The following is an 11,884-nucleotide window of genomic DNA, read 5'->3' on the forward strand; positions in this document are numbered from 1 at the left end:
AAATCACTTGACCACCACAGCTGACCAGCGTTGTCACTTGTGTGACCTTGTTGGTCAGTTGGCAGGGCTGCCCCATCAGGGTCATCGTCCCGGCTCAACGACACGCCTGTGGCAGGAAGCGTGGGTCCACACTGCCGCTGCTGCAGTCCCATCCGCCAATCTGCGCGGAACCGTTCTGAGGTTCCATGACGATCGTTTGACCGCTGAGAACCCCAATCCCGAAAGTCGCGGTAATCTCCCCATCTTCATCCAGCACGACGGAGGATACGTAGCTTCCAGCCAAACCGCCGTCGTAAACATCTGGAATCTCTTCAGTTTCCGGAAAACGGCCCGTACTGGAGTGGAAGTCTGCGATGGCCGTCCGAAGGCCGCCTGTTATGGTAAACGCCTCCGTCGCTTGGGCCCGCGCCGTGTAATTCTGATACGCAGGAAGCGCAATAGCCGCCAAAATTCCGATAATGGCCACTACGATCATGAGCTCGATCAGGGTAAAGCCACGTTCCGAAGAGTCCACGATTCGCTCCCTCTTTAATCTGAAGTCACCAAAGCTCCTAGCAATTCCAGGGCCAGATGCGGTGTCTCCTTAATGAACGTCGCCGTGAGCTGTTGTGGACGAGTTGAGGAAAACGCACGACGAGGGGGTGGTTGCGGGGCGATTCGCGCGCGCGTGAGCATGGTGAATCAGCGTCTGCCTCGATCATGAAGCCTGGCGGCCATATTGCGAACCGCCTCCTGATCAGTGTTTCCCTAGAAGGGCCGGAACGTCTTTCGGCGTCACAGCCCACCAGCCGGTCGTGGCTGTTATATTCTCCCGCGGGGTTGAGCGATCCGGCATCACGTACCGGACGCCGATTGAGAGAAAAGGTCGTGTCGATGGGAATTCAGCATTGAGTCTGCCGGCGTTGCGCGCGGATACGCTGCGCATTGGTGTGCTGGGGCTGGCGTTCAAGGAAAACTGCGCCGATGTACGTAACACCCGTGTTATCGAAATTGCCCGTGAGCTGGAAACGTATGGTGTTCAGCTCAATGTGCATGTTCCCTGGGTAGATCCAGTCACAGCCCGTGACGAACTCGGAATCGACTTGGTCCCGCAGCCCGACGAGCGTGCCTATGACGGCCTGATACTCGCCGTCGCTCACCAACAGTTCCGGGATGCCGGCAACGCGGGCGATATCCTTGCCTGGGGAAAGGCGGACGCCGTAGTGTACGACGTGGGGGGCTCCTTGGACCGGACCCGGGTAGACGGACGTCTGTAGTGTCCGGAATCCGGACTCACGGGTTGTGGTGAATGCTGCCAGAAAAAGAAGCTTCTGTTGGGTTCGTTTACTGTTGGGTTTGCTGCCCGCTAGGTGGAAGCTCCCGCGAGTGTGGCGAAATGGTCCTAACGTGAATGTCCCGGATGAGTAGCGCTTTCGGCGTACCTCGCCGCGCGTTCAGACGGGTATGGCGCAGCCGCTTTGCGCGCAACGTCGTGGTCGTCGCGTCCGGCACGGCCGGGGCGCAGGCCATTACGGTCGCTTTCGCTCCGCTGATCACCCGTATCTATGGGCCGGAAGCCTTCGGCCTATTGGGTACCTTCATGGCTATCGTCACGGTCGCCATCCCCGTCGCCGCACTGGCCTATCCCATCGCCATCGTCCTGCCCAGAGATGAGCGTGACGCCCTCGGTCTGGTGCGCCTTTCGGCAATCCTGTCGTTCGGTGTGGCCCTCCTGGCGGCTGCCGCCCTCTGGGCGGGTGGCGATTGGCTCACGGCTACCCTCGGCACGGAAGCCGTGGCTGGCTTCCTGCTGCTGGTCCCGGTGGCGATGCTCTTCGCCGCTTGGATGCAGATTGCCCAACAGTGGCTGATCCGCAAAAAGGAATTCAGCGTGGTCGCCCGCTCCGCTGTCGCGCACTCCTTCGTCCTGAACAGCGCGATGAGCGGAATCGGCTGGCTGCATCCGCTAGGTGCGGTGCTCATCGTGCTCGCTACGTTGGGCCAGGCGCTTCACGCCGGGCTGTTGTTCATCGGCATCCGCCGCCGCCACCGGGACCAGGGTAGCGCGGCCGCGCGAGAGGAGCGTCCGGGGCTTCCATTGAAGGAACTGGTGTACCGATACCGTGATTTTCCGCTGTACCGGGCGCCGCAGAACTTCATCAACGCCGCCTCGCAGAGTCTTCCGGTGCTGATGTTGGCCGCCTTCTTCGGGCCGGCGGCTGCGGGGTTTTACACCCTCGGCAAGATGGTAATGGGCATGCCCAGCAATCTGCTCGGCAAGGCTGTGACCGATGTGTTCTATCCACGGATCACGGAAGCTGCGCACAACGGTGAAAACCTGCCCCAACACATTGTGCGCGCGACCGGCGTACTGCTTGCCATCGGGATCGTACCCTTCGGCCTTGTCGTTCTGTTGGGGCCCTGGCTGTTCAGCGTCGCTTTCGGTAGCGACTGGGCGATAGCCGGGGAATATGCCCGTTGGCTGGCGCTGTTTTTCCTGTTCAACTTTATCAACAAACCCAGCGTTGCGGCGGTTCCCGTGCTTGGCATTCAGCGTGGTCTTCTTATTTACGAGATGTTCAGTACAGGCGGCAAGGCCCTAGGGCTTTTTGTCGGTTTTTACTGCTTTGGGAGCGATCTTTGGGCCGTTGCCCTGTTTTCAGTTATTGGTGTGATCGCCTACAGCGTAATGATGCTGTGGATCCTTTCGCATGCGATGCGGTGAGAGTCGATGAAAAAACAAGTGGACAAGGCACACTACGATTTCGGAAAGTACGTCCACAAGCAACGTTGGGCGAGTATGTGGCACCAGCTTGACGAGGTGATCAATCTATACCCTGAGCGTGTCCTGGAGGTGGGGCCCGGTCCGGGACTGTTCAAGGCCGTGGCCAGCGCAATGGGTGTCCATGTCGAAACGCTGGATCTAGACCCGGAGCTTAAGCCTGACCATGTGGCGTCCGTATTCGAGATGCCCTTCGAGGACGCCTCGTTCGACGTCGTCTGTGCTTTCCAGATGCTCGAGCATATGCCGTTCGACCAGAGTCGAGAAGCCTTCCGGGAGATGGCGCGTGTTGCGGGAAAGGCGATTGTCATTTCTCTGCCGGACGCAGCGACCCGTTGGCCGGTATCAATCCATGTGCCAACGCTTGGCCCAGTAAGGTTTATGATTCCCAGGCCTCGGTTGGTGGCGCCCAGGCATGAGTTTGATGGCGAACACCATTGGGAAATTAGCAAGGCTGGCTATTCACTGAAGCGGGTTGCCAGTCACTTGCTGGACGGATTGCCGTTGCGCCTCACCAAGACGTTTCGGGTTCATGAGCACCCATACCATCGATTTTTCGTGTTCGAAAAAGCGAACACGCGGGGTCCGAATTGATGCGTTTATTTGTTCCCTTGGCGGCTGGATTCGTTTGGTCGGGACTTGTGCGTCAGCGCATCCAGGAGGCTGGGGCGCCAATGATCAATAGCGGCGACGATCTATGGCGGAAGTCCGGAGTCCCTTGGGGACGCACGTGAGCATGTGCGCAATGTGTCCGAGGGCGTGAGCGCAGCTAGCCGAGGGGTATTGGAGAAGGTTTTTCGGGATGGTGATACCCTGCTTTTTGTGGCAGTCGGCGTATGGGCGAGGCGGACAGCTGGATCGACTCAAGCCGAGTTGTCTGGACTTGGCCTGCAGCCAGCCAGAGCGGCAAGTGCCATACGCCCGGTTTGGTACAGCAGGACGCCCCGGAAAGCACGGGTGCGGATGCGCCAAGTGCTACAGCGGTAGAGGCTCAGCTAGCCAGCAGCGAACGGTCCATGGAAGACGTGGATCAGCCCCTCGGCTGGCGCACCGGGCGTGAGGAAATCGATCATTCGCCCAGTTTTGTAATGAGGTGATAGGATGAGAAAGCGGGCGCAAGCGCTATTCCCGCCCCGGGTTAGTGTGATCATTCCTACGTACAACGATTCGGAGCGGTGTGTTCGTTGCCTGAGGGCGCTTGCGGAACAGGAGTTTCCGCGTTCTGAATTCGAGATTTTGGTGGTTGACAACGGATCGGATCCTCAGCTCCGCTTGCCCTCGAATTTACCAGAGGATCTTCAGGTGACCCTGGTGGTTGAATTGTCTCCCGGCTCATATGCCGCCCGGAATCGGGGAATCCGGGAAGCGCGGGGCGATATCCTTGCATCTACCGATTCGGATTGTTTGCCCAGCCGCACCTGGCTTTCAACTGCCTTCGCGGTTCTCAATGAAAAAGCTCACGACGTCGTCTTGGCCGGAAATATTTCGCTCTTCCCGGAGATGGCAGAAAGACCGACCCCATCTGAACTTTATGACCTGTATTTCGGTCTTCGGCAGGCCCGTTTTGTTCACGAGTATGGGTTTGGCGCCACGGCCAATCTTATTGTACCAAAGCCGGTTTTAATCAGCTGCGGATCCTTCAATTCGGACCTCAAATCGAGTGGCGATCGCGAATGGGGACATCGCGTGCGTGCTGCCGGATACCGGATCGTCTACATCGACGCGCTGGTGGTCAGACATCCGGCTCGTAATACTCTTGACGCGCTCTTGGCGAAAGTCCGCCGCAAGGCTGGTGGGCGATATGATCTGCAATCCAAGTTGAGCAAGGATCACAACTCGAGCATGGCTGCTGGAAAGCGAGCCCGATTGGCACGGGGATCTTTGGGGCAGCTAATGGCGCTACGGCGGGAATATGGACTGATACCCGCACTGGGCGTGGTTGATCTCATGCTGAGAATTGTGGTCGCCACGCTGTCCGAAAGTAAGAGGTTGAGATGTGGCATGCAAAGCCGACGGTCCTAAGGGTGCCCGTCAATGGTGGTTGGCCCAATGGGTCACCACGATCGACTTGAGGAACTGCTCGAGGACGCGAGCACGGTCATCCCAGTCGGCTGCAGCGGTTTCAGCCAGTCGACCTGGGTAGTCTGCCAGCACGGACCGCAATACTTTCGCTAAGTCATCCGCATCGCCTGGATGGAATGATCCAACCAGCCCGGGAACGTTGTTTTCTGAGTCGAATAAGCCGACACGGGCGGCGACTATTGGAAGACCGCAGGCGATCATCTCGTTGTATTTCTGAGGATAACAATAGCGGCCGAAGGCGTTGTCTAAATTGCATATGATTCCCAGGTCGAGCGCATTGTAGAGCGATGGCACTAGTCCAGAGTCAATTATCCCAAGGTCCGCATACGTCCCGTGTTTCGGTGGTTTCCAGTCTTGGTCCCTCACTCCTGCCACCACAAGGGCTGTATTCGGGAAGTCGGTCGCCACTTGTTCGAATGCCTTGGACAGAGCCGCGATTCCACGACTGCTGGTCAGCGCACCGGCGGTTCCCAAGAGAAATGTGTCGCCAGGGAAGCCAAGGCGTTGTCGCTCGGCTGTCGGGTCGGTGCGTCTGAATGTGTCGCGGTTTACTCCGTTCTCAACGACGGCAACGCTCGTGGAGTCGATGTAGCGAGTGGTGGCGGCCTTGAGTGAGGAGGAGACACAGGTCACTCCGGCAACCTTCTTTAGAGCCCTGCGAAAAAACGCTTTTACGAACGGGATGCGTGTGAGGCCAAAGTACTCGTAGTTATCCTTCATGTCGGCCACACAAGGTAAACCATATTTCACTGCGAGACGCTGTCCCAGAATGACCTGGAGAGCATCAGAACCGGCCCAAATGAGGTCGGGATGCCAGGAGTCCATGTATGTGTGGATGGTGGAGAGGTAATGTAGTGGGGCCGGTCGGCGCCCCCGGAACATATGCGCGATATGCCAGGGTAGAGGGCCTGGCGGGGGGGCAGTTGAGTTGGCTTTGGCCGGTCGGTAGTCAGAGGCGAGGACCCGGACGTCGTGTCCTAGTGAACGCAACGCCATGGGCAGGGCGAACATGCGGCCATGACGGTCTTTTTGCGAGTCGCGACCCATGTTGAAACGTTTTGTCAGGACCAAGATCTTCACGCGGAATGTCGTCCGTTGGTGTGCCGGGGCGCAAGGTTGCCCAAAAGGGACTGGTCAGGCGTGTATCGGGTTCCCGTCACCCTTATGGCGCTGGGGCGTGCAACAACGGGATATACGATAGCGGCGCGGCGAATAGGATCCTGGCGTGCGGGGCTCACGCTCGGTTTCGGCAGAGATGGTAAACCTGGTACTGCCATGAGAGCGGCCATGCGGGTAATGCCAGAGCCTGCAGGAGCCTGAATGGCATAACGAACCAGGGGCGACGGAAGATCCAGGCACGGCTGAGTATGTGCAAGTCTTTCCATCGATCCTCCACTTGAAGGCCTGCGTTCTGAAGCAGTTCTTTCCACTCGTCGAGGGAGCGGATGGTTTCCTGAGCGGCCTGCTGATGCGTTCCGGTGTAGAGCTTCATCCGATAGGGCAGGAAGCCGGCGTTGGGAACGAGAATAAGGATTTGGGCGTCGGGTTTGGCAACCCTAGCCATCTCGCGCACTGCCAATGGCTGGTCGAGGAAGTGCTCCAGGGACCCGAGACAGCTGACGACATCAAATGTGTTGTCGGGAAAGGGCAGAGTTTCCGCGGGGCCTACGTGTAGATCGCTCTCGGGGAGCCGTTGCTGGCAGACGTCGATAGCGGTCTTGGAGAGGTCGATGCCGCTGATAATAGCGCCTCGCCGAGCGGCGGTCGCCAACCATGCGCCGGTGCCGCAGGCGACATCAAGGACGTGTTGTCCGGGCAAAATGTGGATGTGGTCTGCGAGGCGCGTTAGATGCGCGGAGGGCCGAAGATCGGACGACACATCTCGATAGTAGATGTGGTCATAGAAATCGGCGATCTTTTGGTGTTCAGGTGTGTTCATGTTGGCGTAGATTAATGTGAAAGCCTGTCGGTTGAGGGCCAGTCTTAAAAGCAAGTTCAGCTGGGGCAAGCGGAGCGTTGAAGCAGCGGCTCAATAGCATCGAGAAAACGTGAATCGAAGGTGTTCCAGCAGAAACGTTCGGCGTGGGCGCGGGCATCACGTACATGGCTCTGCTCAGTGTGACTATTCGCACGGTCGAGCGCGTTGAGGATGTTGTGTGTCAATTCGTCATATTGGCCGGGCTCCACGAGCCAGCCAGATTGTCCATGCGCGACCGCGTCGCCCACGCCGCCGGCTTTGAACGCGACCGTGGGGAGTCCATGGGCGGCGGCCTCGATTGCAACCATCCCGAATCCTTCAACGTCACCGGGGCGCTCGAGCACCGGGAATACGTGAACGTCGGCTGAGAAATAGGCGTCTGATAACTGCTCATCGTCGACGGCGCCGAGCAGTACAACGTGGGATTGCATCTTCGCCTCCCGAATGGCGGTTTGGATTTCGGTGATGATCCCTTGTCGGTGCTTAAGGCCGTGAGAGGGTTCCTCACCGATGATCACTAGAAGCGTCTCGGGAAGGTGGCGGACGACTTCTGGCAATGCGTGCCTGATGAACGGCGCGAGCCCCTTTCGTTCGGTAAGTCTGCCCGCGGCGAGAAGGAAGGGTCGGCTGCCAAACCCGAATTGGTCGCGGAATCTGGCGCGAGCTCCTTCGCGTAAGGAGAAATTCGGAAGATCCACACCAGGATGGACGACCACGATCCGTTCCTCGGGCACCCCGGCTGCGATTGCCAGCCCTGCGGTATGGCGACTGTTGACAATCAGGCGGTCGCATCTGCGGATGGCCGGGAGGAAGACCAAGCGGTAGGCCGGATGGTCGGCGACGATGTCCAAGCCGTGAAGGAAGCATGCAACAGGGGCCCTTGTCGAGCGCCCGGCCAAAAGGGCAGCTGGAGCCGTCAGCCCACTGCCGGAATACACGATTGCAGGACGGAAGCGGCGTGCCAGGCGAAACGTCTTCCATTGGCAGGTGACGAGGAAGCGCGATAACGACGATAGACCAACTTCCCTACACGTATCTTCCTCACGCACAATCGAATTGGCCCCTGCAGGGCCGCACAAGGCGACCTTGAAGCGCTTGCCTAGGGCTTGGTAGGCGTGATGGTTTAGGCGCTCCATGCCACCGGTGAGTGGCGGCAGGTTTCGGCTGACCATTACCGCACTGGGCCGTCGGTTCGTAGGGCGGCTATTGTTCATGGGTGGTGGAGCCGGGTGCAATGGTGGGGGGGCGAGCCTCTTCAGTGCCGGTGCCTTTGTACATCAGTTGGGTGATCTGCTCGGAGACAAGACCAATCAGGAAAATGATGACCGAGGTGGTGAGCAGCAGGGCGCTCATGTTGGTGAATCGCCCCGCCGTGATGAGGGTGAACAGGTAATAACCCAGCCCCACCAAAAAGAAGCTCAGACTGACGGGAACAAAGAGTTTCAGGGGCGAATACAGGGTGCCGATCCGGAAGATGATCAGCAGGAAGCGGGTGCCATCCTTCACAAGTCGGATATGGCTCGTGCCGATCCGCGGCGATGCGGTGATCGGGACATAGGCGACGGGATAGCCGGCCCGAAAGAACGCCATGGTGCTGGTGGTCGGATAGGAGAACCCGTTCGGCAGCAGCGAGAGGAATTCGCGGAACTTCTCGCTACGCGCTGCGCGGAAGCCCGATGTGAGGTCGTCGATACGGTGGCCGGTCATGTAGCTCGCGAGCCGATTGTAGAACCGGTTGGCGACGCCCCGGAGGATGCTGGCCTGCGAACTACTCTGGCGGGCGCCTACGGCCATGTCGAAACCGTTGTCGATCTGTTCGAGCAGTCGTGGGATATCGGACGGGTCGTGTTGGCCGTCGGCGTCCATGAATACGATCTTGCGCCCTTCGGCCACTCGGGCGCCATGTTTTATAGCGGCACCGTTGCCCATGCTGTAGGGGTGTGAGATCACTCGGGCTCCTGCCTTCTCCGCGATTTCGGCTGTGTTGTCCGTAGATCCATCGTTGACGACGAGGATTTCGATCTTCGGATACAACTCGAGGATCTTTTTAACGACTGGGCCGATCGCCTGAGCCTCGTTCTTCGCCGGTATAACGACGCTAAGCTGGGGTTGCATTGGCAATGTCCTTGAGTAGAAGGCGTGTCGGGATTAAAAGCGATTGTTCGCACGCGCATCGTTGATCGCCTTTCCCTCGTCGATTTTCTGAGAATCCTGCAGGATTTCTCGGAACTCATCTAGCCGTACCCGCCAAAGGCCGCGTCGAAGCGGGTCATTTGGGATGTACGTTTCCAGTTCATTCAAAAACGAAAAGGCGCTGTCATAATCGCCCAAGTTGGCTTGAAGGGACAGCGCACGGAACGCGACTTCCAGGTCCGGTTGTAGGCGGATCCCTTCATGAAAATGCTCCACGGCACGCTTGTATTCGCCAAGTTGCGCCAAGGCAAAGCCCTTGGCCAGCTGAAGCTGGGACGCGGCAAAGTCGCGCCGTGCGTATTTCGGGTTCGCGAGCAGTGCGTCGGCCATTTCAATGATGGCGTTATGGTCTCGTGGTGGGCATAGCACGGACGGTGACTCGGATCGGGCCAACTGGTTTAGCTCGATAGGGCCTATTGGTCGATATCGGGGCGTGGCCTCTAGAGCGGCTTTGACCTGTTCCAGCAAGTCAGGAAAGCCTTCGACGTCGTTAACGCAGTTGTTGGTGCGCTGAATCTGCAGGAGCGCGTTATGCGGGTACTGTTGCGCTGCTTGCTCAAGGGTGCGCCCGGCGGCGCGGTATTCGCCTTCCGATAGATAATGAGAGGCTAGGTACTGAGCAGCGCGGATCGAATGCGGGTTGTGGTTGACCCACAGTTGTGCGGTGACCGCCCGGTCATTCCAGCTGGCCGTAACCTGAAAGAGGTTGACCGCCATGATCAAGGCATACGCGCCCACTACTGAAGTCGCCAGACGGAAGTGAGCGGCGGAAATCGTCAGCGCGAAATAGACCAACGCAAAGAACACCCCGAAAGCGGGCACATAGTTGCGGTGCGCAAAGTAGAGCTCTAGGTTGATGTAGGTCGACTCTACAACGTGGCCTATGAGAAAGAAGGCCAAGCCGAAAGCTAGCCAAGGAGCCCGGTTGCGGAGCAACAGGGCCAATCCGGCGAGAGCGAACCAGAAAATCCAGGCGACTAAGGTGATGGGGGGTTCCAGCCAGCCGCTCGAATGGGGGGTGTGATCCATGAAGGGCGTCGCTGCGATTGGGCGTGGCAACAGGAGCTGGTGCAGATAGTCGAGCACGATCACCGGTTGTGTAAGTATCCGCTCCCAAGGGGAGAATTCCCGTCCGGAACCGTAGTCTCCCCGTTGCAGTGTCTCTATGAAGCCGCTACCGAGGTAGAAGATGATGAATGCGCTCGGAAGAAACATAAGCAGGCCGAGCAACCAGCGGTCGACGGTATCTCTGAGCCAGAGTTCTCGCGGGATCCATGCCAGCAGCATCACGAGGGCGAGGAGCGGCAGAAGCGCCCCGTTCTCCTTCGACAGAGTGGCTAGCAACGTCGCAAGGCCAAGGCCGGTGGCCAGAGCGAGTTGGCGCCAACGTTGTTGCTCCATGAAGTGTGCCCACACGAAAAGGGCGAGGCCGGCAAACACGAAAAGGCCGGAAAGACTGGTCATCCGTTGAATGGCCATCAGGTGGGTCGTGGCCAGAAAGGGTGCGAGGCCCCATATGGTGGCGACCAGTGCCCCGATCCACCAAGTCTTGGCAGGGGCGTTGGCAAGCCGTGCCCGCGAGAGCCCCGAAGCCAGGAAGAAGACCGCTACCATCGCAAGGAGGTGAATGCCAAAGTTGACCTTCAGCATTGCCTCGGGATGATTATCCCAGGCGTCCGCCTGTAGGGCGAAAGTCGCCAGTGAAACTTGGCGTCCGAGCGGCCCAGCTTCGCCGGACAGGATGAACCGGAGGGCCGACTGCACATCGTTAACCTGATTGAGCGCCACGAGGTTTGGCCAGTCGTCGAAAAGCCAGTATCCGGGGAGGGCGAGGGTGTAGAGTGCTGCGACCGTAGCCATGCCTGCGCTCACTAGAAGCAAGGGAGCGAGTAGAGCCGTCCGGGAGAAGTTTGTTGGGGTCTGCATCTGGGTGCCGTTCTGTTTACACAGCGAGGGTGCGTGGAAAAGATCCGTGGGGTGCCGCGGGTAACGCACCTTCAGGTTGTCCCAAGAAGCCGTAACCTGTCGGAGCGAATGCACTGTCTCGAGTCAACTGCCTTTTATAAAGGAGCTCGCATAAAAAAGGGCCACTGCGTTGTCCACAGTGGCCCTCTGGTGAGCGTGACTACGTGGTCAGCTTACGGGCGGCAAGCCGCGGGCAGGTACTTGGTTTCCACCGGCGCCACCGGGGTCTTGCAGGTCCAGCCCTGGATTTGGCCGTCAGTGGCGCTGATGCGCGGGGAGAGGTCGAAGGAGCCGGTATCCAACACGCCGTCGCCAAAGCTCACGGTGAACACACTGTTGGCGAAGGTCACCCCGCTAATATAGCGACCATCAAGATTGCTGAGGCCGCTGACCGTGGAATCGTAGTCTTCACCTTCGGAAGAGGCAACACCGAAGTCGGCGCGAGCGCCAGCGGTGGCGCTGAGACCTTCCGAGGCCTGGGCGCGTGCGGTGTAGTCCTGATAGGCCGGCAGCGCAATCGCCGCCAGAATGCCGATAATCGCCACAACGATCATCAGTTCGATCAGCGTGAAGCCCTTCTGGACGCTCTTCACTTTTTGCATGGTCATACTCCCTTGATGTGATAAAAGCTGGGCCTTCGGCCCGGCCACCCCGTGGGCAGCTGTCTGAGTAGAAGCATTGGGCGTGCCAAGAGTGCGGGAATGCGTGAAAATGGCGCCCGGCCGCGGTGTGGTCTGTGGCATGGGTCACGCCGACACTCTTCCCGGGTGTGTCACGTGACAAAAATGGTCACGTTAAGTGACGCGCGTTGTCAGTCTGGGGGCTGGGTTGCCCCTGGTTGTCATGGTGGGGAGCATCGATCAGGGGGGTGTTCGAGCGGTGGAGATCCCGGCTCTTCGCTGCGC

The 11,884-nt window shown here is 58.9% G+C and carries 11 protein-coding genes; 4 read left to right on the plus strand and 7 right to left on the minus strand.

Going from position 1 to position 11,884, the window contains the following annotated elements; all coding sequences use genetic code 11:
• Positions 1 to 94: 94 nt before the first annotated feature.
• The gene (locus B0684_RS10880; protein ID WP_018649975.1) at positions 95 to 514 is read right to left on the minus strand and encodes a pilin; all 420 of its coding nucleotides are present in this window, start codon (positions 512 to 514) and stop codon (positions 95 to 97) included.
• 373 nt (positions 515 to 887) lie between these two features.
• Here B0684_RS10880 and B0684_RS13830 point away from each other — a divergent pair, with 373 nt between their 5' ends.
• The 4 genes from B0684_RS13830 to B0684_RS10900 all read left to right on the plus strand — a co-directional run bounded on the left by B0684_RS13830 (position 888) and on the right by B0684_RS10900 (position 4,783).
• A complete protein-coding gene (locus tag B0684_RS13830; protein WP_158077142.1) occupies positions 888 to 1,256 on the plus strand; it encodes a UDP binding domain-containing protein in 369 nt (122 codons plus the stop codon).
• Between the two features lie 143 nt (positions 1,257 to 1,399).
• Positions 1,400 to 2,704 (plus strand): lipopolysaccharide biosynthesis protein, encoded by a 1,305-nt coding sequence (locus B0684_RS10890; RefSeq protein ID WP_018649977.1) that lies wholly within the window; start codon positions 1,400 to 1,402, stop codon positions 2,702 to 2,704.
• Positions 2,705 to 2,710: 6 nt separating this feature from the next.
• A complete protein-coding gene (locus tag B0684_RS10895) occupies positions 2,711 to 3,355 on the plus strand; it encodes a class I SAM-dependent methyltransferase (protein ID WP_018649978.1) in 645 nt (214 codons plus the stop codon).
• A 507-nt stretch (positions 3,356 to 3,862) separates the two neighbouring features.
• A complete protein-coding gene (locus B0684_RS10900; protein WP_077277028.1) occupies positions 3,863 to 4,783 on the plus strand; it encodes a glycosyltransferase family 2 protein in 921 nt (306 codons plus the stop codon).
• A 9-nt stretch (positions 4,784 to 4,792) separates the two neighbouring features.
• Here B0684_RS10900 and B0684_RS10905 read toward each other — a convergent pair whose 3' ends face one another.
• The 6 genes from B0684_RS10905 to B0684_RS10930 form a co-directional block, all read right to left on the minus strand.
• Positions 4,793 to 5,923 (minus strand): glycosyltransferase family 4 protein, encoded by a 1,131-nt coding sequence (locus tag B0684_RS10905; protein WP_026313039.1) that lies wholly within the window; start codon positions 5,921 to 5,923, stop codon positions 4,793 to 4,795.
• Positions 5,924 to 6,077: 154 nt separating this feature from the next.
• A complete protein-coding gene (locus tag B0684_RS10910) occupies positions 6,078 to 6,782 on the minus strand; it encodes a class I SAM-dependent methyltransferase (RefSeq protein ID WP_233123439.1) in 705 nt (234 codons plus the stop codon).
• 56 nt (positions 6,783 to 6,838) lie between these two features.
• Positions 6,839 to 7,993 carry a glycosyltransferase family 4 protein gene (locus B0684_RS10915; protein WP_026313040.1) on the minus strand — a complete coding sequence of 385 codons (1,155 nt, stop codon included), beginning with the start codon at positions 7,991 to 7,993 and terminating at the stop codon, positions 6,839 to 6,841.
• A gap of 31 nt (positions 7,994 to 8,024) precedes the next feature.
• Positions 8,025 to 8,936: a glycosyltransferase family 2 protein gene (locus tag B0684_RS10920; protein WP_077277029.1), complete on the minus strand. Its 912-nt coding sequence runs from the start codon at positions 8,934 to 8,936 to the stop codon at positions 8,025 to 8,027.
• A 33-nt stretch (positions 8,937 to 8,969) separates the two neighbouring features.
• Entirely contained in the window at positions 8,970 to 10,874 is a 1,905-nt protein-coding gene (locus B0684_RS10925) for a tetratricopeptide repeat protein (protein ID WP_018649983.1), read from the minus strand.
• A gap of 278 nt (positions 10,875 to 11,152) precedes the next feature.
• Positions 11,153 to 11,581 carry a pilin gene (locus B0684_RS10930; RefSeq protein WP_018649984.1) on the minus strand — a complete coding sequence of 143 codons (429 nt, stop codon included), beginning with the start codon at positions 11,579 to 11,581 and terminating at the stop codon, positions 11,153 to 11,155.
• Positions 11,582 to 11,884: the final 303 nt, after the last annotated feature.

The sequence above is a fragment of the Thioalkalivibrio versutus genome (assembly GCF_001999325.1).
Taxonomy (GTDB): domain Bacteria; phylum Pseudomonadota; class Gammaproteobacteria; order Ectothiorhodospirales; family Ectothiorhodospiraceae; genus Thioalkalivibrio; species Thioalkalivibrio versutus.